The organism is Ensifer sp. Root31, from assembly GCF_001424825.1.
GTDB lineage: Bacteria > Pseudomonadota > Alphaproteobacteria > Rhizobiales > Rhizobiaceae > Ensifer > Ensifer canadensis.
In genome coordinates, this window is record NZ_LMCO01000028.1 from 1 (window position 1) to 23662 (window position 23662).

The following is a 23662-nucleotide window of genomic DNA, read 5'->3' on the forward strand; positions in this document are numbered from 1 at the left end:
AACCGGCCGGCTTTTGATCGGAATCGTGGCCGGCTTCAAATCGGAATGGTGGCCGGTCTTTGATTGGAATGGCGGCCGGCTTCACGTCGGAATCCGCAATTTGGACGACAGCGGCCAAACCTCTACGAGTGCAGCAAGGCTGAATCAGCCGCGATCTATGTGACAAGAAAGTCACCGAAGGCAAAATCGAAAAACCGTTGGTGACCGTTTCGGCATCGACACCTTTGGCATCAGCGCGGACACGGTCAGCCCGTCGCACTTGAAGGATGTCCAGATCGAACTGGTGCCGCGCTCGAAGGAAAGTCACGCACGGGCAATATGGCTGGCGCGAGGTGCAACAGCGCCACCCGTAGCGAAGTCTAGGCGGCGTTGGACCATCAAGGCGCGTCACGTAGGTTCTGTTTGAGGCGCCCCCGCCAAGCTGATCCGAGCACGGTCAGAAATGCGCGCTTCGAGGAACGGAATCATGCCACTGCTATGATGCGTAAGTAAAAACAGAAATTGCACGACAAAAGCCCGTATTGCCCCAAAAGCGGGAGTTCAGGCCCATCACCCAACCGAGGCAGCTTCCATAGCCTGGTGCAGCCGATCAAATCCAACGCCTATGCCACTTTCTCTTCTCTCTGCGTGCTTGACATCTGCAAACATGGCTTGCTCGGTGAAGGTCATCTCGGTTCCTGTAGGCGTGCTTTCGAACTCCACGGTTACAAGAGATGAAGAAATGCTTCGGCCATCTGTCCGCATCGTATAGGCATAAACTATGCGTTGCCGCTCGGCGATTTCGAGGAAATGAGCGGTCATCTCCTGAACGATCCCCTGGGGCATGCGCCAGACCAAGCGTTCGCAACCATCGACTCGGAAGTCGAACCGATCTTCCAGCACATGCCAGTCGGGATGACAGGCATTCCATTGTCGCTTCAAGGCACGATCAGACCAAAAGCGAAATGCGTGAGCGGGGCTACCCGGCAGTGCGCGCTTGATGACGAACGTGCGGTGGTCGACATTGACTCCCATCAGTGATCCTTCTTTTCCGGTGTTTGCGCCATCAGAATAGCCAGTCGATCGAAGGCATCGTTCATCTCGCTCTGGCGCTCATCGATCCAGTTGCCCACTGCACGAAAGGCGTCTGGGCGCATCCGGTAGGTCCGCACTCGGCCGACCTTTTCGGAGATGACGATGCCGCCTTCCTCGAGGACACGAAGGTGCTTCAGGACCGCCGGAAGTTGCACGGCCGCTGGTGCAGCGAGTTCCTTCACCGCGGCCGGTCCCTTCGAAAGCTGCTCGATGAAGGCTCTTCGGTAAGGATCCGAGAGAGCATGAAACATCCGATCGAAATTCGTCTGCGGTGTGTTCTTCATTCAGTCTTCTCCCGGAAGCGCTCTGGCAGGGCCTCCTTATAAGGGAAAAACCGTTAGAAGGGACGTGCCTCGTCCAATACACGCGCCACCGACGGGCGTGACAGGAGCCGATCCAGATAGGAGGACAACGCGGGCCTCACGCCTCCAATCGGATGAACGACGGATGCGAAAAACAAAGCTGGGAAGGCGGCGCAATCCGCCAGCGTGAAGTCGTCACCCACCGCCCAGGCCTTTCCCGATAGCTGCGTCTCGATCATTGCATAGGCCGTCTCGAGCGCCTCATGCGCCTCGGCAACTCCGTACGGATCTCCGGCTCCGGCCGGCCTGATCCGGTCCCTGACGATCTTCTGCATGGGCACACTGACATGGAGATCATAGAAGCGATCCCAGAGCCGCGTGTCCAGCCGCAGCCGTGCGTCGTCAGGGAGGAAGCGGAATTGCTCGGGGTATCGCGTCTGCAGATACTCAATGATGATACTCGTCTCGGGCACGACGCGACCCGTTGCGCTATCATGCAACACAGGAATTTTCCCGACAGGCCAACGTTCAAAATGCGCTGCGGCCGATCCCGGATCGGAGAAATCCACCGTCCTTGCCTCAAAGACCAGCTCGCTTTCATAAAGGCTTATGAGAACCTTGTGGCAGAAGGAGGCAAGTGGGTGGATGTAGAGCGTCAGAATGGGGCACTCCTAAGTTTCCAACATTGGAAACTTATAGACCTGCCCTTCCATCGACGCAACAACAGTTTCCTTTCTTGGAAACCTTTTTGCGATTTCGAATGGCGATAGACTGCAGGGAGTAGCACCGGTCCGATCACCCGAAAACGGAAGGCGCGTCCGACAATGTTGCCCATGCCGTTCGGCTCACTTGCCGAATCTGCTGGTGGCGGCTGCCCTCTTGGCATCCAGCCAAGCCGTTGCCGGAGGACTGGAGGAAGCGCACCGGGCGATGCAGCGCCCGCGCACGCCCGGCGCGAACTTGCGCATCTCCAACCTCAAGGACTGGCTTGCGATCCATCGGCAGAAAGATCTTGAACGCTTCGGGTCTGCGCCACGCGCAGGCAAGAGAGATCTTGCCGAGTGGAAAGCGGCTCGCACATTGTCGCCGGCATCCCTTCGCTTTCATCTCGTCAAGCTAATGCGTCTTTGACCGCCGCAAGAAGAACTCGGGTGTCGAACGGTTTGCGGAAAATCCCCAAGTTCGATGTTTCGCTCCGTTTGCCTTCAATGTCGTGGCGGCCGGTCATCAAGAAAACCGGCATTTCCGGCCGAACAGAGTTCACGGCTTCGCAGAGTTCAAAGCCATCCATTCCTGGCATTCCAATATCGGTGATTATGACATCCAACCCGGAGAGACCGTTGGAAAGCAAAGACGCGGCAGACGGGAACCCGCGCGCAGAATAACCGGCCGATTCCAGCAAGTCTTCCAGCGCTTCGAGCACAACCGGATCGTCATCGACGACTGCAACGACGGGTCTCTGTTTACTTGCCTGCTGTTCCTGTTCCCCATCGATTGCCATGGATGAACGGTCCTCCTGGCCATGCACTGTCACTTGAACAGACTGCGGAATGCAGTCTTCTCCACCTGCACCAATGGCTAGCGAAAGCACAACGCATTGTCACGGCACTTCTCGTTAAAACAATCTTAAGGTGAACGAGGCATTTGGCGATTGGTTCCTTCTTCCAGGAGCCCTATCACTCCGGAGAACTATGTCACCTCGATCATGTGTGCAGATCGGCCTGCTTCCGGCGGTATTGTCGGGGAGACATGCCCGTCACCCGGCGAAACATGGCACTAAATCCACTGTCAGTCGCAAATCCAAGTTCCTGACCGATATGTGATATCGGCAAATTGCTTCCGCGGAGCTTGGCGGATGCCAATCTCACCCGCCACCGGGCGATGTAGTCGATTGGCGACAATCCCACATGAGCGCGAAATCTTGCCGCAAACCCAGACCGCGATTGCCCGGCGATGCGCGCCAGTTCGCTGACCGTCCAGGCACGAGTCGGATCTGCGTGAATGGCTCGCATCGCTGGGCCCAAGTTTCGATCAATCAGAGCGTGAAGCCATCCGACGCCCTCGTCGAGCTTCGCCAAATGCGCACGCAATACGTGAATGAAAGCAAGGCGCATGAGGTCGTTACTCGCCAGTCGAGCTCCAGGCCTGCCGCTGTCCCATTCGTGATCCAGATGCTCCAATAGCCACCCTACTGGTGCCATTTCATCCGCCCGTATTACGACAACGGAAGGTAACACGCCCGTTACGAACAGAACGTCGCCAGCGTCGAGTTGAAGCGTCCCACCGAGGACAGTGAAGTCCGTCACAGCGCCGATTTGTGCGGGTCCCGCTGGCGAAAACACCTCCTGTGCAGGAAGGGCCGGCGTATCCGGAGCGTTGGCAAGCTCATAGTGGACGCCGGCTACGATGATACAATCACCAGCGTTGATCCGCACTGGCTCGGCGCCACTGAGGCGTAGCCAGCATTCGCCGCGCCGAACAAAATCGAACTTGAGTACCCGCGGCAAGGGAAAATGGACGGCCCAACTCCCGCCAGCCTCCAATCGCATCGAGCAGAGGGTTCGGGCGCCAAGACATTCCAGAATGGATGAGAGTGCATCTTCGTTGTGCTTTTGGACGATCACGACAGTACTTTGGCGCCTTGATGATGGATCCTCCAGAGGTAGTGCCGATATATCCCTGGCACAAGCATCACGGAGCCATACATGCACAATCCGAATCTCATTAACTCGCGTTTTGGTGTTGCCAGCACAGCACAGCAGGTGGTCGAAGGGCTTGACCTAAATGGCACGACCGCCGTTGTCACTGGCGGCTATTCAGGTCTAGGTCTGGAGGCAACACGCGCGCTTGCCAGCGTCGGCGCTACCGTCATCGTTCCGGCGCGGGACTGCTCAAAGGCCCAACGAAATCTTGCACATCTGCGCAACGTAACGATCGCAGATCTGGACCTCTCGGTTCCCAGCGAGATTGCGGCATTCGGGGCAGAAGTCGTTTCCAGTGGGCGACCCATATCGATGCTGATCAATAGTGCCGGCGTCATGGCAACCCCACTGTGGCGCAACTCGGACGGCCACGAGGGGCAGTTTGCGATCAATCACCTCGGCCATTTCCAACTGACCGCGGCTCTATGGCCGGCGCTCACGCGCGCGAATGGCGCGCGTGTTGTCAGTGTTTCCTCACGCGCACATCAGGCGGGAGGTATCGATTTCGACGATATCCATTTCGTCCGCCGCGCCTATGACAGCGTGCTCGCCTATGGTCAGGCCAAAACAGCAAACGCACTGTTCGCGGTTGAGCTCGACAGGCGCGGACGCGAAGTCGGCGTGCGCGCCTTTTCCTTGCATCCGGGCCAAATCCTGACCGATATCGTCAGGCACCTGACGCCGGAATACTTGGCACGGTTCGACGCATACGATGCAGATGGAAACCTGCGCATCGATCCAGCGAACGGCCGCAAGACCCCGCAACAAGGCGCCGCTTCAATGGTCTGGGCAGGTGCCAGCCCCGAGCTTGATGGGTTTGGAGGCGAATATCTCGAAGACTTCGGCGTCGCCCAACCCTACAACGGCGAATTAGGCAGCAAGGGGGTTGCAAGTTGGGCAATCGATCCTGTTGCGGCACGGCGTCTCTGGGACGCATCGGTTTCGATGACTGGAGCCTTTGCTGGATGAAATATCGGTGAACACCGACCCGGCTGCAGGTGGGCCGACAAAATCACAGCTGCACCTATCCACGAGTATAGTCCTCACCGAAGCCGGCTGCTGATAGCGTCTATCCATCGACACTAGCCATTGATGACATACCGCTTTTGACGCCGCTCCCAGATCATGCCCGTATCGCCTTGGACAATTCCGCCTTTCGGCGTCGCTCGGCGAAAAACGGCAATCAACAGATCCGTAAAGACCCGGTGACCAAAGGTAGCGTTCGAAACGCTACGCCTTTTGATATCGCTAATACAGTTGCGGCCGCAGCTCTTGGTGCTGCGGTCTTCTACATCGATGCGTTTACGACAATCGAGAGCGCGATAGCGGTGCTCTATGTAGTCGTGATGCTACTCTCGGCGGGCTTGCTGAGCCGACAAGGGGTAATTTTCGTAGGCGTGACATGTAATATTCTGACTGTCGTCTCTTACACGATGGGTCACGGTTTCATTTTCGACATCTCCAGTCTGCTTCGCCTGACGGTTTCGCTTTCAGCCATTTCCGTTACCTGTGCACTCATCCTCAGGAACGCTGCAGCTCGCACCGAACTCATCGCATCGAACAAGGCGCTTCGCGACAGCGAGCGCCGTTATCGCTCGATCTTCGAACAAAGCCGGGTCGCCTTATGGGAGCGCGACTATTCTTCAGCAAGAACCTATCTTTTGTCACTCAAGCGTGAAGGCATCCCCGACTTTCGAGCATATGCCCTTGGTAATCCTGACGTCGTGGAAAAATGCGCCCGTTTGGTCAGGACGATTGCTGCAAACGATGCTGCCATCGAACTGCTTGGCCATGCAGCGACAAAAGGAACCGCCGTCGCGATGGCAGGTCACGTCCTGGCCGACCGTGAAACGACCATCAACCTCCTTGATGCGATTTTCAATGAACGAAAAAGCCTCGAGCAGACCGGAACTATCGTCAGGCACGACGCCGAGACCCGGCAGGTGATCATCAGTCTGCGCTTTCCGGAAGACACGGCTGCCTTTGACCGCGTCGTTGTCGGAATGGTCGACATCACACAACGAGAGATGACACAGAAGGCGCTGTTGGAGGCGCAGGCCGAGTTGGCCAAAGCAGCAAGAGCCGCAACCGTGGGCGCCCTATCTGCCTCGCTTGCCCACGAACTCAACCAACCGCTCGCCGCTCTGACTGTCAACACTCAAACCCTGTTGAAGTGGTTGTCCAGGGCCCCGCCCAACCTCGTCGCGGTGCGGCGATCAGCGGAACGACTGGTGCGGGACTGCAAGCGCGCAAGCGACATTATCGAGAATACTCGGCGCCTGCTAAGGCAAGAACGACGCATGCCAGAGGTCTTGGATCTGATGTCGCTGGTCGACGAAACCTGTGCATTGATGACGCCGGATCTGCTTCGCGCCAAGGTCGACATCCGCGTCGAGTCCGAAAGGGATTTGCCTGCGGTGAACGCAGTCAGGATCGAGCTTCAGCAGGTGTTAGTTAACCTGATCGCCAATGCAATCCAGGCAATGGAGAGCATGGACGGCCCCAGGAAAATGATCCGGATCGGTTTGGCGCACGCCGGCACCACTTCGGTTAGGATGTCCGTCATGGATAACGGCCCGGGGATATCGCCTGCTATCATGGGTAAGTTGTTTGCAGCATTCCAGAGCACAAAACCATACGGCTTGGGGATCGGCCTCGCCATCTGCGTCAGCATGGTGGAGGCAAATGGCGGCACTCTCAAGGCTGGGAATGCTGCCGGGGGTGGCACTGTTTTCGAGATAACGCTTCCCGCATGATGTCTTTCGCACAGCGGCTGGCGATAATTGGGTGCTAGCGAACCCGGCGAAGCGAGCGAATGATATTCATCTGTAGCTCGTGGCGGGACGCATATCGACCTAGCAAGGTAATCAGCCGCCGCTCCTCCGCCTCATCTACACCCGCGTGCCGGCAGTACTCCGATACTTCCAGTAAAGGTTGCGCTTCCCGGCGAGAAAACCATCCGGCCTCATTCGACGGCATCGAGCCAATTCCATCTACATCTCACTCAACCACCAGCTCCCTTTGGCAAAGACATGGGAAACATCAGGTGTCGCAATGCTAGACCGAGGGGATAGGAGCCGAAACTATACGGAAGTTAGTCAAGGTGCTGCCGGAGTTGGGACGCGGAGCCCGAAGGCGTGTCCGTGACAGCGTTCTGGGCCAACTCTATACAGAGCCGCCGTAACGGCCACTTTCGCTTGGGTTTTCGCCGCGCCCGAACGGTCGAATCCCAACACGGGATCTAAATCTCTACCCGTTGGTCATAGCCCATAGAACGGGTGTTTTTTCCGTCTGGGAGAGAGGAGTGTCAGTATCTGATTGCTCATCGGATATGGTCCTGGAAAGCCTCGATGCAAGATCTTTCGCCAATTGTGGGTGAGATCCGATAACTTTATCGAGCGCCTCCTTTGCGATGACAGAAATGGAGATTTCGGTCAGCGCCTCGAAACTGCCGCTCTCCGGTGTGTCCGAAAGCAGACTGCGCGCGCCGAAGATTTCTCCAGGATAAAGCCGCTCGATATCCTTTCCGTTCCACCGCTTGCAGACAATACCGGACTGTATGATCATCAAACTCGAAAACGTCTCATTCTCTGTCACGATTGTCGCACCTGCAGGAAACTGCCGGGTCGTCGCTTGACTACCAAGCGCGTTGCGCTCGTCGAGAGGCAATCCAGCAAAAGCAGGCACGGCCCGCAGCAACTCCCTCGCAGAGAGCATCGTCGGCGTCAGGTGGCTCCCGATGGGAGATTGTGTGCCAAACACATAGGAGCCGGCCGGCATCGCGAGCGAGACGCCATTTTCCGCGCAATGGCGGAAGACGGCATCGATGACCTCATTGCATGCAGCCACGCGTTCGCCCGGAGTGGAGACATAGAAGAGCAGTTCCACGTCTATGCCCATACCATCCATCTTCTTGAGCGCCACCGTTGGCGGCGCCTCTCTGGAGATCAACTTGCAGCTATCGAGAGCCAGACTCAAGACTTCCATCGATTCGCTCGGTGGGAGCGTGGGAGAGATTCTTATTGGCAGTTTGATCTGGTGCGTTTCCGTCGGGCGGCTGAAATTCGTCAGGCCGAGCTTGGCAAGCACACTATTTGGAAGCACGATGAGATTGTTTGCCGATGTAAGGATGCAGGTCGCCCGCCAATTGCTAGCGACAACTCTTCCCTCAGTTCCGTCTGCCAGCAGAATCCAGTCGCCCAGAACATAGGGACGCCCAATCGTCAGGGCGATGCCGGAGAAGACGTCCGACAATGTATTCTGCAAGGCAAGGCCTAGAATGATCGCCACGACGCCCGAGGTTGCAAGAAGTGTACCGATCGGCATGCCGAAGACGAATGCCATCATTGAAAGAGTAGTGCCGAGATAGACGACGGCCACCAGGAGATCTTGGATAAGGCGCGCTTCCCTGGGTCGCTTGTCCAGCACTATGTAGATGCGCGTAAAACCGATCACTGCCCAGGCAAGGTGCGTCCACCACAAGACCTTACCGCAGTCGACGAGAAACCGCGCAAACACTTCTTCGTGGATTCTCTCAAACCGGAAAGGTGCAACCTGCGCAGCCAAAAGAGCTGCCGTCATCGCAGCGAAGAAGATGATCTGAACGACAAGTCGTGCATTGGGGCGACCTCGTCCCTGCAGATGCCAGACTATAATTCCCGCCAGCCCAAGCAGGTTCAGCATTACGAGCGGCACTAAAGGAAGGGGCGTCGGCATGGTGTGCTCCGATTAACGGTTCGCCGGCATCGCGCGAAAATATGAGAGACTCGCGTCAGCGCGGCGGCACAGATCGACGGGAGCCACTGTGCAAGGCTGTAGCCTTCGCACGGACACGCAGGAACCCAAACGAAGGTACAGCTTGCTGTAGGAACGAAGGTGTGAGTTCGATTGCCGACGGCGGAGGCAGCTCCGCTGCCGCCGCTCACCCCGCACGCAGCAAACGTTGGTTTTATAGCCAGCTCAGTCCTTTGGAGTAAAATCGCGGTCCACGAAGTGTCGAAGCTTGACAACTGAGGGAGCGATGCCGTGCCTGAACACGCAAACAACGTTGAGACAACCACCGACATTCCGGTAGTGAACATTATCGACGACGACGAGCAACTTCGCTTGTCGCTGCTCGAACTTTTCGAAGCCGTAGGGATGCAGGCCGAGGCCTTCGTCGACACAACCGATTTTAACCACCGAGGCGACCCGCATGCTGTCGGTTGCCTGTTGCTTGATGTCAATTTGCCGGGCGTGAGCGGTATAGAATTTCAGCGAAGGCTGTCGGAAGCCGGCTTCGATGTACCGATTGTCTTCATGACTGGAGACGGAGATGTAACGACGAGCGTCTCCGCCATGAAAGCGGGAGCCATCGACTTTCTCTTGAAGCCATTCCAGCCAGACGAACTCATTAGCGCGGTTACCACCGCGATCGAGGAGGGCAAAAAACAGCGTGAGATCACTTCCAAACTGAGACATGTTCGCGAGTGTGCGGCAAGCCTCACACCGCGCGAAAGGCAAGTGATGAAGCTTGTGACAGATGGTCTGATGAACAAGCAGGTCGCCTATGAATTGGGGATCAGCGAAATTATGGTCAAGCTTCATCGCGGGAGCGCCATGAGAAAGATGCAGGCCCGCTCTCTCAGTGACCTCGTGAGAAAATCCGAACTGCTTCAGTGAACATCGCACGTGTATGCCTCGAGCGACATTTCACAACGAACTCCGGTTGGTGGCAGATGGGCAGCATCACCGCTGTCGAGCCTGGGTAATGACGGACACGTCCGCGTCGAGGAGATACCTGGCTCCGCGCTGCGTCTTGATCAATGGCGGGTTCGAAGGCTTCTCTGCGTCTCAGCCGTAAGATGAGAACGTCGACGCTTCGATCGGACATCCCTTCCATCCCTCCTTGTTTCAGCCATCAGCTGCTCGCGCGTCGGCACTCGACTTGAACGAGCGATCGAGATTGGCCCGAAACGCGTTTACGATCGTCCGAGTGGACGATTTCGACGATCAACCCTGCCAACTGGCTGGCACTTTTGCGTCGCTCCACCCTCCTTATCCTCGATGCCGGCCCATTGAAGCAGCTGGCGATTGAGATAGGAGGTCCATCGCGGTCGCTGACCGAGGTCAGGACCGCAGTAAATTGGAGGGCGGCCGTAAGGTCACCGGCCACCCATTGCTCGTTAGGCCAGTTGCGCCTTATCAAGGCCGAAAACCTTGTCGGCGGAGCCGGGCACAGCTTTGACCGCGATGCTGGCGCGATTCCATGCATTGATCGCCATGATCTGGAAGGTGAGATCGGAAATTTCCTTCTCAGACAATTGCCCCCGGACCTTTTCGTAGAGCTCGTCCGGGACGCCGCTATCAGAGACTTTGGTCAAGGCTTCGGTCCAGGCAAGCGCTGCCCGCTCGCGGGAGGAGAAAAGGGTCGAGTCGCGCCACACGGCAACGTGGTGAAGGCGATGCGGGCGCTCGCCATGCATAGTCGCTTCCTTGGAGTGCATATCGAGGCAGAACGCGCAGCCGTTGATCTGCGATGCGCGAATGTCGACCAAGTCGAGAATAGACTGCTCGATCGTGCCTTTCTTGACTTCGTTGCTAAGCGCCATAAGAGCCTTGAAGAGGTCCGGCGAAAGTTGAGCGTAATTGAGGCGTTGGGTCATTGTCCATCATCCATGGTGTGGAATGAAATTTTCCACGCGCAAACAAGCTTTGCATGCGGCGCAATCATCGTGCCCAAGCGACCCTCGAGCGAACAGCTATACGTCTGTTTGGATTGCCGCCGTTTCGATGTCGCAAAATCCCTCAAAAGTGCCTTGCAGGCGGGAGTAGCCCGCCCGCTGAATAGGTATCGACGCTTTCGAGGAAAAGAGGGCGCCGACGGCACCCTCTCGCATCATCAAGCCACGATAAATTCCAGCAGATCTTCGTTGATAAGACCGGCGTGGGTGGTCGCCATCCCATGGGGAAGCCCCTTGTAAACCTTCAGCGTCGCGTTCTTCAGGAGCTTTGCCGAAAGGAGGGCGGAGTCTGCGATCGGCACGATCTGATCGTCATCTCCGTGGAGGACGAGGGTCGGTACATCGATTGATTTCAGATCGTCAGTAAAGTCCGTTTCAGAGAACGCCTTAATGCCAAGATAGTGGGCGTTTGCGGCACCCGCCATGCCCTGGCGCCACCAGTTTTGGACTATCGCCTCAGAGCGCTTCGCTCCCTCCCGGTTGAAACCATAGAAGGGGCCGCCGGCAAGATCGAGGTAGAATTGAGACCTGTCAGCCGCCAGACCGGAGCGCAAGCCGTCGAAGACCTCGATTGGAAGGCCGCCAGGGTTGGCCGAGGTCTTGACCATGATCGGCGGGACAGCGCCAATAAGGACAAGCTTGGAAACGCGCTCCTTTCCATGACGGGCCGCATAGTGAGCCGCCTCACCGCCCCCGGTGGAATGGCCGATGTGAACTGCGTTGCGAAGATCGAGGTGCTCTATCACAGCAGCAACATCCGCTGCATAGTGATCCATATCGTGTCCATCGCTTACCTGGGCGGAGCGACCGTGGCCGCGCCGGTCATGCGCAACGACGCGGAAGCCCTTGCCGAGGAAGAACAGCATCTGGGCGTCCCAGTCATCGCCGCTAAGGGGCCATCCATGATGGAATACGATCGGCTGCGCGCATTTCGGACCCCAGTCCTTATAGAAAATTGCAGTACCATCTTTCGACGTGACGTATTCGCCATCGGACCGATGTCCGGCACCCTTGGCGGGCTCCTTGGCTCGCGCCGAGCTGGCGGCAATTGCCGTTGTCGCGGCAGCAAGTCCCAGTGTGCCTGTCATCATGTCTCGCCGCGTCGGCGTGGTGGAACCCAGGTTCATGTTCATCTCCTATTCAAAGAAATATTGGAAAATAAACCGTGTAAATCTGAGGATCTAAACTTCATCGATCTACAAATCCGGCGACTAACCGTACCAATCGATGTGATTGGTTGTAGCTATACGTTCGTTTCGTACACCTAAGTTTGGGCGAACGCATCCTTTGACGGCGACAGGCAGGATCATGTATTTGGGAAAAGGTATCGGACGGAGCGGGCCGTTTCACCCGGTCTCCCTGCGCCAAGCGCTTCGACGAAGCTTGATAGGCGCCTCCGGCGCATGCAAAGCAACCCAAACTTCTGTTTGATGTCTCGATCAGGAAGAGAGCGGTAAGACTTGCGCGCCCTGGCAACGATCAGAGCATCACAACAAATTAAAGTCGGAGATCACGACATGCTTAGGCTGCTGAGGGAAGCAACCGGACTGATAGCATTCGTTCGCACGGTTCAGGCAGGCTCCTTCAGTGCGGCTGCCCGCAGCCTCGGAGCGACGCCATCGTCAATTTCAAAAAGCATCTCGCGTTTGGAACGCCTGCTGGGCGTGCATCTGTTCCGCCGCTCGACCCGACTTCTGGCAATGACGCAGGAAGGCGAAGCCTTCTACGACAAGATAATGCCGTTGCTCGAGCAGATCGACAGTTCCGCAGAGACGGTTCAGTCTTATCGGGCGCCCGCAGGTCATCTGCGTGCCAGTCTGCCCAGCGAACTCGGCCGGATGATTCTGGAACCGATATTCACCGAGTTCGTCCCGATGTACCCCGAGATTTCGTTGTCTGTTGGCATGACGGACCGGCACGTCGATCTCCTGAGGGAAAACTATGACGTGGCGTTCAGGGTCGGCCAGGTCGAGCAGACAGGCCTGATGTGCAAGACACTCTCGCACCTCGACATGACGCTCGTCGCATCGCCTTCCTTTCTCCGCAAGCATGGAGATATCGAGAGCCTTGGCCAACTGAAGAACATACCATTCGCCCGATATGTCGCAGATGGCAAACCCTATCCCATCGGCTTCGTTGACGGCGGCAGCATCTTGCCGTCAGGCCGGATCGACCTGGATTCAGCCACGGCCATCCGCGATGCGGCGCTGAGCGGCGTCGGTGCAGCACATCTGATAAAGCGGACGGTCCAGGACGATATTGATCGGGGTCTTCTTATCGAGCTCCTTCCGCACGTGAAATTGCAAACCGTTCCGTTCCAGGCTGTGCATGCATCAGGCAGATTGCCGAGCTTCCGACTGCAGCTGTTTACCGACTTCGTCGCAACGTTGATGCGATCCTCGGCAAGGGAATAGCCTGACCGTGATAGCTGCCAATAGCGAGCAGAACTGTACGAGCGCTCGCGCATGAGAGGGAAAACCGGAGCCTTCATCGGCTCCGACAAAGGCGTTAGCGCGCCGGCGGCGGAGTGGCCGTCTTTACCCACTCCGAAAAGCCAACTGCGCCGAGCCGCACACCGGCGGCAGGCATCAGGGTCGTGTCGTCTAGAAGAGCGCCGAAGTATCGCGTCTTGTTGTCAACGACGATCTCCCGGTTGTCTCCGATCTGCCGGAGGTATTTCGTGACGGCATCTGCGATCTTGATGGGCTCCGGGCCTGCAATTTCAACGATGGCATTGCGAGGTTGGCCAAGCACCAGATCGGCGAGAGCGTCAGCCACGTCATCCGACAAGATCGGCTGCATCATGGCGGGCGAGAGATGAACTTTTTCACCCTCGGTCCCAGATTGGGCGATGCCGAACATGAACTCGAAAAATTGCGTCGAGTGAACCAGCGTGTAAGGAATTTTCGCTTCCTTGATAATCTTTTCCTGGGCCAGTTTCGCCCGAAAATAGCCGCTCGCCTGAAGACGTTCGGTTCCAACGACCGAAAGCGCGACGTGATGCTTCACGCCGGCGACTTCTTCAGCGGCCATCAGGTTGCGGCCGGATGTCTGGAAGAATTCCATGACCGCGTTGTCTTCAAAGGACGGCGAGTTTGCAACGTCCACCACGACTTGCGCTCCGGCCAATGTCTTCTCCAGCCCCTCGCCGGTGATTGTATTCACTCCGGATGCTGGCGATGCGGCAATGACTTCATGCCCCTTCCCCTGAAGGCGCTTGACCAATTTCGAGCCGATGAGGCCGGTTCCACCGATAACGACGATCTTCATAGTTCGCTCCTTGAGTATGAGAATTCCAGCTGGAAAGCGCACCAGTCGATCCGGTGCGCCGCGTTAATTACTTCAGGTCTGCTTTGTCGAGGCCGAGCATGGCATCGGACGAGCCCGGTACTGACTTGAACGCGGCATTTACGCGGGTCCACGCGTTCGCCGACATGACAGCAAAAGTGAGATCGGAGATTTCCTTCTCGCTGAGATGCGAACGAACGCGTTCATAGATTTCGTCGGGAACGCCGAGATCCGGCAGTTTCGTCACGATTTCCGCCCATGCGAGGGCTGCGCGCTCCCGTGGTGCAAAAAGCGTGGATTCACGCCAAGATGCCACGTGGTAGAGGCGCAGTTCACGCTCGCCCTGGATCTTCGCCTGCTTGATGTGCATGTCGAGGCAATAGGTGCAGTTGTTGAGCTGCGCGATGCGAACGTTGACCAGGTTGCGAATGGATTCCTCGACGGAGTTTTCCTTGGTCGCCGTCACGAATTCCATGAACTTCTTCATGAGATTGGGCGATTCCTTCGCGAAATTAATGCGCCGTGTCATTGTGTAGTTCCTATATTTGATCCGTCGGTCCACTGGTGTGACTGTCGGCAGATGCAAATCTAGGGAATTACGATTGGGCTCATAGCTAACCATAGGTTTGGGGGGCGTGTGCGGCTTGTCGGCTTCTCAGTTCCGTCGAACTTGCTCGACCTTCCGAACGAGATCCGCGAGCGAGCGAGCCTGCATCTTGCGCATGAGGCTCATGCGATGGAGCTTCACGGTCATTTCGCTGATACCGAGCTGATACGCGACCTGTTTGTTCATCAGCCCGCTGACGACCGCAAACATCACCTCCAATTCGCGGGGCGTGAGGGTGTCGACCAATGCTTGGATTCGATTCCGTTCCGCGTCCACCTTGCGTCGTTCGGAATCGAGCTTGATGGCTCGATCCACCGCATCAAGGAGATCCTGATCGGCGAAAGGTTTGATGATGAAATCCATCGCCCCCGCCTTCATTGCCTTTACACTCGTCAGGATGTCCGCATGACCTGTCAGAAAGATCACGGGAAGACGACTACCGGCCTTCGACAGACGTTCTTGAAGATCCAGGCCAGTTCCTCCCGGCATTCGGAAATCGAGTACGAGGCAACCTGGCGCACAGATATCAGCCGTTTCCAAAAACTCGGGACCGTTGGAAAATGCCGTCGCCCGCTTGTTGGTCACCATGAACAGATCAAGCAACGCTTCTCGCATCGCCTCGTCGTCGTCAACGACGTACACAATCGGCTCGGCAGCGTCTTCCATCTTGGGTTGAGTGTGTTGCATCAGATTGCCCTCAACTTTTATCGCGCAACGGCCCGTATACACTTGAGATATGCGTTGTCCGACCGACGGTTCAAACCCGCACGCACAGCGAAGGTTATGACGGCTTGTCTTGCCGTTGAAGCAATATTTAACACGGATGAGGGAGCTCGTGACCGTACACCTTGGTCTATGCGGTCCTATACCCTGCGGCATGTTCTTCACTGTCACGTGGGTCGTGGAAACCGGACCTTGAGCTAATGGATAAAGTACAGGGATTGGAGGCTAGATTGCAACAATCGGGGGTCAACCCATAACTTCGTTTAGTCGAACGCCCGGGCCAAAGGCCTATCATCCACTCGTCATGCATCGGATGGAGTTCGAGATGAAAGTAGCGGTAATCGGCGCGAGCGGCGCCATGGGTTCCAGGATCGTCGGCAGACTGCAAGAGGACGGACACGATGTCGTGGCTGCATCGAAGAAAACAGGGGTCGATGCCTTGACCGGTGAGGGTCTGGAAAAGGCACTGGAAGGTGCCGATGTGGTGATCGACGTTACAAATTCCGGCTCGTTCGGAGATGGCGATGCCCTGACGTTCTTCAGGCAATCGGGGAAGAACCTGCTCGCTGCAGCCAAGACGTCCGGGGTCCGGCATTATCTGGCGCTCTCCGTCGTTGGAACGGACCGTATGGTTGAGAATGATTACTTCCGCGCCAAACTCGTCCAGGAAAACCTGATCCGGTCCTCCGGATTGCCTTACACGATCGTCCGTTCCACCCAATTCTTCGAGTTCTTCAGCGGTATCGTGAACGCTGCGGCGGTCAACGGAGATTTACGCCTGCCGGCGATCGCCGTACGTCCGGTCTCAGCAGACGAAGCGGCAAACTGGATCACCAAGCTGGCGGTGGCCGTGCCGCAAAACACCGTCGTCGAACTTGGTGGACCGCAATCCATCGAACTCGCCGATCTGGCCCGCGAATTGCTCACTGCCACCGCGGACAATCGCCCGGTCAGTCTCGACAAGGACGCACTATACTTCGGTGTAGCATTATCTCCTGACGGGCTTTTGCCCATGAAGCAAACCATCTCTGGCAAGTTGTCTTTCCACGAGTGGCTTACCAAGAGCATTGCCGGTTAGAGAGTAACCGCAGCTTCCGTTCGGTTAGATGATGTAAAGGGCGGTGCAAATTGCATCGTCCTTTCCATCATCGATTTCGTGATTTCAGGAGACGATCCCTTTTGCCTTTGGTAGAGGAGCCAATCGTTGACCGCGAGCGCAGGCCCAGCCAGTTGCGGCAATGCCGAAAAGTGCCGGCAAGCTCACGGCAGGAAAATCGCGCAGGATGACAGAGGCCGAACATATCCCGACCGCAACTTCCCAGAGATGAAAGATGGCGTGTGCGATCAGCCAGAGAGTTGCAGCTCCCCAAAGCTCGATTCGACGGCCCGGCTTGAACCAGCCGATTGCGAAGGCCAGAGCGATGAAACCCTGAATGATGCCGATATCTCGAATGAAATGCTGATTGTAGAGGCCCGTATTGGTTACGCCAGGGACGAAATAATACCATCCTTCCGGATCATAGAGCATGTATACCGAGAGCCAGGCGGCGAGCAGTATGTTAAACCATATCATGGCAAGGACGGGGTATCTGAGGGGTTCCATTCTTCTCTCCTGCTTTCGACAGTCATCAGGGTAACACCGAGAGTTAGGCGAGGCTTCCCAAACCAAGGTTTAGGAGATCCGACCCGGATTGGCCGGAGCGTCGCCCGGCCACCTTTAACCAGGGAGAGGCGGCGCGCGCGCCGAAGTCACGCCACGCGATATGGAAGATCGTTTGGGAAACCGCCGGCGTCGGGTGTCCGACACCGGCCCCCCTGCTACAAAGAATTACTTCTCCGAAGCGGCTTGCTCGATGAGCTTTGCGACTTCGCCGGGATGAGAGATCATGACGACATGTGACCCACCTTTAACGACAACTGTTTTCCTGGAGTTTGCGCGATCGGCCATCCACTGCAGCGCATGTGGCGGAATATTCCTATCGGCATCTCCGTGGATGAACCAGGATGGTATTACCTTCCATGCCGCTTTCGGAGCGGGCTCAGCCAATGCCGCATCGGTGATAGGCCGCTGGGTCGCAGCCATGAGCTTCGCCTCCGCCAACGGAACGTCGGCTGCAAATTGCGCCGGGAATTTCCGTTGATCAATATAAAGGTCCTTGCCCTCCCCGTCGGCGAGCGTGACCGCCTCACCCAGAGCCGAGGCGAGTGTGCTGCCCGGGAATTTACCCGAGAGGTCCGCCGCCGATTCCCCGATTTCCGGAGCGAATGCGGCCACGAAAACCAGTGCTTGAACGTTTTCCATGCCGGCGGCGGCATCACTGATTACAGAGCCGCCGTAGGAATGCCCGACAAGGACAATTGGCGCCTTGATGTCCTTCACGGCTCGCCGGACATAATCCCCGTCGCGCTTGACGCCACGGAGCGGGTTGGCCACCGCTAGGACCGGATATCCATGCTTTTCCAAATGCGAAATGACCTGGTTCCAGCTCGACGAATCGGCGAACGCCCCGTGAACCAGGACGATCGTCGGTTTGTTCGATTGTGTGAAGCCCGGCATTGCCGACGTGGTGTAGAGCGCCACCGCCAAAGCCAGTTTTGCGATCTTGTGCATTCCCTTGTCCTTCTAATTTTGCCGGAGGATGTGTTTTCGCCGCTCGAGTTGCCCACATTCTAATGCGGCGGTGGCCATCAGGCGCATTCCCTGAGGCTAGGCGTGATTTGGGTTGGTTTTTCCGGATGCTTCAACCCAAACCTAGGTATGGGCGCCCCCCGCTGACGGCAGGTGTGGACAGAGCAACAGCGCGCGCGGGAGGGGCGAACGCTGTCCAGGGACCGCACATTCATCCGGAAATGACCCGTCCAGTCACCAGCGTTGCTCGACCGGGCTGCTTAGGAAGACGCGCCTTCCACAACCCCTGATTGGCAAGAGGCGCCGACCCGCATTCGATGGAATTCGGCACCACGGCTTCAAACCTGAAGCCTTTGAAGTGAAGCCGAGCGGCACCGATCAATGACTGCTTACCACTTTGTGCGGAGGCGGTCGGTTGCCGAGAAGGGTTCAGCAACCGACCTCGGTGTCATCAGGTGAGCGACATTCCACCATCCACGTGCAGTTCGATGCCGTTCACAAACGTTCCAGTGGCCGCCAGGAATAGGGCTGCACGCGCCAGTTCCTCAGGACGCCCCAGCCTGCCCGCTGGGATAAGCTCCGACATCTGTTGCTCGAACGCGGGACGTTCAGCCTCACCTATGCCAAGTTTGCCAAGAATCTCCGTCTCGACTGGGCCAGGGCTCAGGATGTTCACCCGGATCTTGCGATCCTTGAATTCAAGCGCCCAATTGCGTGCGAAGGCCGCAAGCGCGGCCTTCGATCCCGCGTATACTGTGTGCTGCGGCAGGATTTTCGTCGCTGCGAGCGAGCTCGTGACGATGATGTTTCCGCCTTCGCGGATGAGAGGAGCCAACGTCTGGACTCCAAAGAAGACGCCACGCGTATTGGTGGCGAAATGGCGGTCATATTCTTCTTCCGTCACCATGGAAGAAGGCAGGAGGTTTATCACGCCGGCATTTGCCATATAAATGTCGATTGCGCCGAACTGGTCGCGAACTCTTGCGGCGAGGCGCCGGTGATCGGCGATGTCGGCAGCATCGCCACAAAAACCGGTGGCACCGTTGCCGATCTCATCGACAGCCGCGTCCACAACGTTTTGCCGCCTGCCGGTAATCACGACTTTGGCCCCTTCACTGGCGAACAGCCGAGCGGTTTCCTTGCCGATACCACTGTTACCGCCGGTGATGATGGCTACCTTGTCTTGAAGCATTTTCATTTTTTGATCTCCGTGTTTGCGTGCCAGAGATAGATCTTGTCTGGGCCCGCGATTAGCGGCCCCCTGGGAACAAGATGTGTTCCCGGCAACGGGTAATGCGCATTGTCTGGCAGGTGCGCGCATCCCCGGCGCCTGTCGGCTCGTGGCAACAGCGCCGGTCAAAGCACTGAGCCTCGCCATCTCGGTGTCGACGTTGTCGCCCACAAGCGAGCCGGCGGTCGTCGTTGGTTGCTCTCATCCGCCGCGGCACCGCATTCAGGTCGCGCGGCTGCTGACCCGGAAGAGACGATGCCATGGGCGTTCTGGAGCGCATATTCGTTTGTTCGGGCATTCAGGTTCGCGGAATGGACGCTCTGCTCGCAAAGCTGACCTGGAGTAGCGCTTGCCGCGAACCGATACGAAAGCCCAATGGCTGTCATGAGCGTTGCACGGACGCACTGAAGGGCAATTGCCGCCGAAAAGGAAAGCTTCCTCTAAGCATCGCGTATGACGCTTCCGTTGCAAGGCCGGATTGGGTTGGGTTAGGGCCAACCGTCATATATAGCGCGATTGCGAGCCGATTAGTCTGCTCGCAATCGCAAGGCGCACGCCGGCACATAGGCTGGCGTCGCACCTGGCAGCGTTCGATTGGGTTCAAACGCGGTGGTCATTTCTGTAAGCGTCAGCTCAGCAACTGTCAGTAATCCCAGAAAATCGGCACCCAACGGAAGGCGTCCCCGTCAACCGCCACGCGGCCAACGGACGGGAACGGCAGGTGCGTGGCCACCAGCTGTTCGCCGGTCTCCGCCAACTCCGTCAACAGACGGACCCGGACGCGGGCCGCCTCCTCGGGGTCGTGTTCGAAACCGTTGTGCCAGTCCGGATGGTCGAACCCGACCGCGAACACAGCATCGCCGGCGAACGTCAGTCGGTCGCCGCCAGACGCCAGGCGGACTACGCTGTGCCCGGGGGTGTGGCCACCGGTGCGAATGGCAACCACCCCCGGCGCCACCTCATGTTGCTCGTCGAACAGCCGCAGCTGTTTACGGTACTCATTCGCGAACTTTTTCGCAGCCGCTCGAAGCGCGTCCGGGAACCCCGGCGGCATGGAGACCTGGGTGAAGTCGGGCGATTCCCAGAATTTGACCTCGGCAGCGGCCACGTGGATGCGCAGGTCCGGACGTAGCCGGTCTTTCACCCCGTCGACGAGCAACCCGCCAACGTGGTCCATGTGCATGTGGGTGAGTACCACGTCGGTAACGGATGCAAGATCGATGCCGGCCGCCTCCAACCGTTTGACCAGTTGGCCGGCCCGTGGGAGGTTCAAGTCGGGGTCCAAGCCCAACCCAGCGTCGATGAGTATGGTTTGACTGCCGCTGCGTACTACGACCACATTCAGTGACCAGTCGAAAGCGTCCTGCGGAAGAAACATGTCGTCCAGCCAGGCCGCCCGCACCGCCGGGTCAGCGTTGTGTCCCAACATCTTGGTTGGAAGCGGCAGCACCCCATCGCTGACCACCAGCACTTCAATCTCGCCGATCCGCAGCGCATAGCGCGATGGAACCAGCTCTTCGGGAACCGGCCTGCCGGTATTAACGGTGTTGTCCAAGCTCATTTTTGTCTCCTTTGACCAATCGTACGGAGTGCGGCTTCTGCCTGCGACATGGTGCACTCCTGTTTTGAGTGACCGAGACGGGTCGATCACGAGCCACGACATCGACGCTATGTTGAAGCGTGTTGGCGGTCGAGCCAAACCAATGGATAGGGTAGCCGTGCTCTCAATGGGCGTCGGCGAGGCATGGCTATATCCCCCGCACTCTCAAACATACATGTCAAAACAGCGGGTTAGCACTTGAGTGGCGGCGGTTTGCAGCTGCAGGCGACAAGCCGCAGAAACGACAGTTGCAACGCCATTTCCTGCTTCCATCCCGCGGCAACACATGGCGCGCCAGCGGCACCAGCTCGCTCTTAAGAAACGGAAGCGTTCTGGAGGTCTGCGGGCTTGAAGCCTAGAAGCGTGCCGAGCGCCGAGCGTCTCTCGACGAGATCCGCCAGCGTATACTTGTCGAAAACCGCCACAAAGGCCGCAGTGGCTTCCGAAAGAACGATCGGCAAGGTGCAGGCCGGTGCGATACGACAGCCTTCGCAATCGATTAGGTCCGTCAAGCCCTCGGTGTGGCGAAGCAGAGCTCCCAGATTGATTTCGTTTGCAGGGCGGGCAAGCCTTATGCCCCCGTTGCGGCCGCGCACGGACACCAGGAAGTGTGCGTTTGCAAGGTCCTGAACCACCTTCATCATGTGGTTTTGTGAGACCGAGAATGTATCCGATATTTCGCGGATCGAGCTAAGCCCCGATGACCGTGAGCCCAGATAGATCATCAATCGCATGGCGTAGTCGGTGTATTTCGTGAGCTTCATCGGGGGTCTGCGTCAAAAAGTCCAATCCAAAAACATGCATTTCGTTAGCATCTTTTCTCTCGAGCGAATAGATGCATTTCAGATACATCTTTAAGGCAAAAGCGATGAGTACCGACGCGATAACCGAAGCAGACATCCGGATGGTCGTGGAACGCTTTTACGGAGAAGTTCGGGTTGATCAGCTCCTCAACGAAGCATTCACCGCCATAACCGAATGGGACGATCATCTCGAACGCATGACGGCGTTCTGGAGTTCGATGATGCTGTCGACAGGGCGTTACAAGGGAAGCCCAGTTGCAATGCATCTGATCCACCTGAAACACATTCGGCCGGAAATGTTCGAGCGCTGGTTGGCACTTTGGGAGAAGGTCACGTCAGACGCACTCAAGCCCGAAGTAGCGACAGAGATCCAGCGAAGGGCCGCTAGAATAGCCGCGCGTTTGTCGGCTGCCTTGTTTGGAGCAGAGCGCCCAGATTGTAAGACCTTGGCCCCCCAGATCTCCTGCCGACCGTATAGAAGCACGCCGGTCTTCAACGAGGCCACAATCCCCGGACCACTGCTGAAATGCCATCAGCTTCGATCCGGGACCTGGGTCAAGCTCAGCGTGATCGAGGGCAGTCTGATCTATCACCGTGATACGCAGCCGGCGATCAACGCAGGCGCTGACGCCACAATCATTATCCCGCCGGACGTTGCTCATCATCTGCAGATCGTGGGCCCGGTAAAATGCCAGCTGCACTTCTACGATCACCAGCCCAGCCCCCTGTGACACATCGTACCGAAAGGAAAGACCATGCCGAAACCCCTCTCATCCCAGACAGTCCAAATTGTAAAGGCGAGTGTCCCGGCGCTCGCCGCGCACGGCACGAACATTACAAAAAGCATGTATGCCCGCATGTTCCGAGACGATCATATTCGGGAGCTGTTCAATCACGCCAACCAGGGTGAAGGTGGCTCGCAAGTCAACGCGCTCGCCGCGGCCATTCTGGCCTATGCGCAGAACATCGATAACCTTGGCGTGCTCGGCCCTGTGGTTGAGCGCATTGCTCACAAGCATATTGGCTATCATATCCTGCCGGACCACTACCCCTATGTCGCAAAGGCACTGCTTGCCGCCATCGAGGACGTGCTCGGAAGCGCGGCAACACCTGAACTCCTGGATGCCTGGGGCGAGGCCTACTGGTTCCTGGCGGATGTTCTTCAGGAACGCGAGGCTGAAATACGCGATGAGCTTGTGAAGAAATCCGGCGGCTGGAACGGCTGGAGAGATTTCGTCATCACCTCAAAAGTTCGCGAAAGTGAGGTTGTCACATCATTCGTCTTGGAGCCCAAGGACGGCGGTCGCATCTTGAGGCACAAACCCGGCCAATACCTCACATTGCGCTTCAAGCTTCAGAGTGGCCTGGAGATCAAGCGGAACTATTCAATCTCCAGCGGCCCGAGCGACAGTTCCTACCGGATTTCTGTCAAGCGGGAAGCGGATGGACAAGGTGGATCGCGCCATCTTCACGATACGGCGACGGTCGGTACGGTCTTGAGCGTCACGCCTCCGGCGGGTGACTTCTATCTTCCGGAAATCCCTCGGGCACCGGTCGTCTTGTTGTCGGGCGGCGTCGGGCTGACACCCATGGTCAGCATTCTGGAGACAATCGTCGAAGAGCATCCGAACCTCGAAGCTCACTTCGTCCACGGCGCGTTGAACAGCACTACTCACGCCATGGATCAGCATGTCCGCAAGCTCGCCAACGCTCACGGCAACATCAAAATCAGCAGTTTCTATAGTGATCCCCGCAGCGAAGATGCGGCCGGCTTGTCTCACGACTTTGATGGCTTCATCACGGCGGAATGGCTTCGGGAGAACACACCTGTTCACGAGGCCGAATACTACCTCTGTGGACCCAAACCGTTCCTTCGTGCCCTCGTCCCGGCTCTTGTCAGGGAAGGCGTTTCAAGCGAGCGGGTGCACTACGAGTTCTTCGGGCCATCGGACGAACTTCTTGCCGCCTGAGCGGCCGAAGG

At 57.4% G+C, this 23662-nt stretch carries 24 protein-coding genes; 7 read left to right on the forward strand and 17 right to left on the reverse strand.

Features of this window, described 5'->3' with window-relative positions; all coding sequences use genetic code 11:
* Positions 1-549 precede the first annotated feature (549 nt).
* From ASD00_RS23120 to ASD00_RS23145, 5 genes are all read right to left on the reverse strand, one after another.
* Positions 550-1014, reverse strand: a complete 465-nt coding sequence (locus tag ASD00_RS23120) for an SRPBCC domain-containing protein (protein ID WP_057209074.1) — start codon at positions 1012-1014, stop codon at positions 550-552.
* Positions 1014-1358 carry a metalloregulator ArsR/SmtB family transcription factor gene (locus ASD00_RS23125; protein WP_057209084.1) on the reverse strand — a complete coding sequence of 115 codons (345 nt, stop codon included), beginning with the start codon at positions 1356-1358 and terminating at the stop codon, positions 1014-1016. Before ASD00_RS23125 ends, ASD00_RS23120 begins: the two co-directional genes overlap by 1 nt.
* Before the next feature lie 53 nt (positions 1359-1411).
* Positions 1412-2038 (reverse strand): glutathione S-transferase family protein, encoded by a 627-nt coding sequence (locus tag ASD00_RS23130; RefSeq protein WP_057209087.1) that lies wholly within the window; start codon positions 2036-2038, stop codon positions 1412-1414.
* Positions 2039-2487: 449 nt separating this feature from the next.
* Complete coding sequence (locus ASD00_RS23140; RefSeq protein WP_057209094.1) at positions 2488-2877, reverse strand: response regulator; 390 nt, start codon at positions 2875-2877, stop codon at positions 2488-2490.
* Between the two features lie 202 nt (positions 2878-3079).
* Positions 3080-4000 (reverse strand): AraC family transcriptional regulator, encoded by a 921-nt coding sequence (locus ASD00_RS23145; RefSeq protein ID WP_244496106.1) that lies wholly within the window; start codon positions 3998-4000, stop codon positions 3080-3082.
* Positions 4001-4081: 81 nt separating this feature from the next.
* Between ASD00_RS23145 and ASD00_RS23150 the strand changes: the two genes are divergently transcribed.
* Positions 4082-5047 (forward strand): SDR family NAD(P)-dependent oxidoreductase, encoded by a 966-nt coding sequence (locus ASD00_RS23150; protein ID WP_057209098.1) that lies wholly within the window; start codon positions 4082-4084, stop codon positions 5045-5047.
* Positions 5048-5217: 170 nt separating this feature from the next.
* Entirely contained in the window at positions 5218-6834 is a 1617-nt protein-coding gene (locus tag ASD00_RS23155; protein ID WP_244494733.1) for an ATP-binding protein, read from the forward strand.
* Positions 6835-6868: 34 nt separating this feature from the next.
* Here ASD00_RS23155 and ASD00_RS41870 read toward each other — a convergent pair whose 3' ends face one another.
* On the reverse strand, positions 6869-7057 hold the full coding sequence (locus ASD00_RS41870) for a hypothetical protein (RefSeq protein ID WP_082523689.1): 189 nt from the start codon (positions 7055-7057) through the stop codon (positions 6869-6871).
* Positions 7058-7327: 270 nt separating this feature from the next.
* Entirely contained in the window at positions 7328-8794 is a 1467-nt protein-coding gene (locus ASD00_RS23160) for a mechanosensitive ion channel family protein (RefSeq protein WP_057209102.1), read from the reverse strand.
* Between the two features lie 309 nt (positions 8795-9103).
* Here ASD00_RS23160 and ASD00_RS23165 point away from each other — a divergent pair, with 309 nt between their 5' ends.
* Positions 9104-9739 (forward strand): response regulator, encoded by a 636-nt coding sequence (locus ASD00_RS23165; RefSeq protein WP_057209105.1) that lies wholly within the window; start codon positions 9104-9106, stop codon positions 9737-9739.
* 503 nt (positions 9740-10242) lie between these two features.
* Here the strand turns inward: ASD00_RS23165 and ASD00_RS23170 are convergent.
* Complete coding sequence (locus ASD00_RS23170; protein ID WP_057209107.1) at positions 10243-10722, reverse strand: carboxymuconolactone decarboxylase family protein; 480 nt, start codon at positions 10720-10722, stop codon at positions 10243-10245.
* Between the two features lie 236 nt (positions 10723-10958).
* Positions 10959-11927 (reverse strand): alpha/beta hydrolase, encoded by a 969-nt coding sequence (locus tag ASD00_RS23175; RefSeq protein ID WP_057209110.1) that lies wholly within the window; start codon positions 11925-11927, stop codon positions 10959-10961.
* 390 nt (positions 11928-12317) lie between these two features.
* Here ASD00_RS23175 and ASD00_RS23180 point away from each other — a divergent pair, with 390 nt between their 5' ends.
* A complete protein-coding gene (locus ASD00_RS23180; protein WP_057209113.1) occupies positions 12318-13214 on the forward strand; it encodes a LysR family transcriptional regulator in 897 nt (298 codons plus the stop codon).
* Between the two features lie 94 nt (positions 13215-13308).
* Here ASD00_RS23180 and ASD00_RS23185 read toward each other — a convergent pair whose 3' ends face one another.
* The 3 genes from ASD00_RS23185 to ASD00_RS23195 all read right to left on the reverse strand — a co-directional run bounded on the left by ASD00_RS23185 (position 13309) and on the right by ASD00_RS23195 (position 15382).
* Positions 13309-14070 carry an SDR family oxidoreductase gene (locus ASD00_RS23185; RefSeq protein ID WP_057209115.1) on the reverse strand — a complete coding sequence of 254 codons (762 nt, stop codon included), beginning with the start codon at positions 14068-14070 and terminating at the stop codon, positions 13309-13311.
* A 67-nt stretch (positions 14071-14137) separates the two neighbouring features.
* Positions 14138-14617: a carboxymuconolactone decarboxylase family protein gene (locus ASD00_RS23190; protein ID WP_057209118.1), complete on the reverse strand. Its 480-nt coding sequence runs from the start codon at positions 14615-14617 to the stop codon at positions 14138-14140.
* A gap of 126 nt (positions 14618-14743) precedes the next feature.
* Positions 14744-15382, reverse strand: a complete 639-nt coding sequence (locus ASD00_RS23195; RefSeq protein ID WP_057209121.1) for a response regulator — start codon at positions 15380-15382, stop codon at positions 14744-14746.
* A 349-nt stretch (positions 15383-15731) separates the two neighbouring features.
* Here ASD00_RS23195 and ASD00_RS23200 point away from each other — a divergent pair, with 349 nt between their 5' ends.
* Entirely contained in the window at positions 15732-16496 is a 765-nt protein-coding gene (locus tag ASD00_RS23200) for an NAD(P)H-binding protein (protein WP_244494734.1), read from the forward strand.
* Between the two features lie 84 nt (positions 16497-16580).
* Here the strand turns inward: ASD00_RS23200 and ASD00_RS23205 are convergent, their stop codons facing one another.
* The 5 genes from ASD00_RS23205 to ASD00_RS23225 form a co-directional block, all read right to left on the reverse strand.
* Complete coding sequence (locus tag ASD00_RS23205) at positions 16581-16946, reverse strand: hypothetical protein (RefSeq protein ID WP_244494735.1); 366 nt, start codon at positions 16944-16946, stop codon at positions 16581-16583.
* Positions 16947-17246: 300 nt separating this feature from the next.
* On the reverse strand, positions 17247-17975 hold the full coding sequence (locus tag ASD00_RS23210; RefSeq protein ID WP_244494742.1) for an alpha/beta hydrolase: 729 nt from the start codon (positions 17973-17975) through the stop codon (positions 17247-17249).
* A gap of 523 nt (positions 17976-18498) precedes the next feature.
* Entirely contained in the window at positions 18499-19245 is a 747-nt protein-coding gene (locus ASD00_RS23215; RefSeq protein WP_057209130.1) for an SDR family oxidoreductase, read from the reverse strand.
* Positions 19246-19921: 676 nt separating this feature from the next.
* Positions 19922-20839: an MBL fold metallo-hydrolase gene (locus tag ASD00_RS23220; RefSeq protein WP_057209133.1), complete on the reverse strand. Its 918-nt coding sequence runs from the start codon at positions 20837-20839 to the stop codon at positions 19922-19924.
* A gap of 353 nt (positions 20840-21192) precedes the next feature.
* Positions 21193-21642 carry an Rrf2 family transcriptional regulator gene (locus tag ASD00_RS23225; RefSeq protein WP_057209136.1) on the reverse strand — a complete coding sequence of 150 codons (450 nt, stop codon included), beginning with the start codon at positions 21640-21642 and terminating at the stop codon, positions 21193-21195.
* A gap of 71 nt (positions 21643-21713) precedes the next feature.
* Here ASD00_RS23225 and ASD00_RS40785 point away from each other — a divergent pair, with 71 nt between their 5' ends.
* Both ASD00_RS40785 and hmpA read left to right on the forward strand, forming a co-directional pair.
* Complete coding sequence (locus ASD00_RS40785) at positions 21714-22412, forward strand: DUF1971 domain-containing protein (RefSeq protein ID WP_057218634.1); 699 nt, start codon at positions 21714-21716, stop codon at positions 22410-22412.
* Between the two features lie 24 nt (positions 22413-22436).
* Entirely contained in the window at positions 22437-23651 is a 1215-nt protein-coding gene (gene hmpA, locus ASD00_RS23235; protein WP_057209141.1) for an NO-inducible flavohemoprotein, read from the forward strand.
* Positions 23652-23662: the final 11 nt, after the last annotated feature.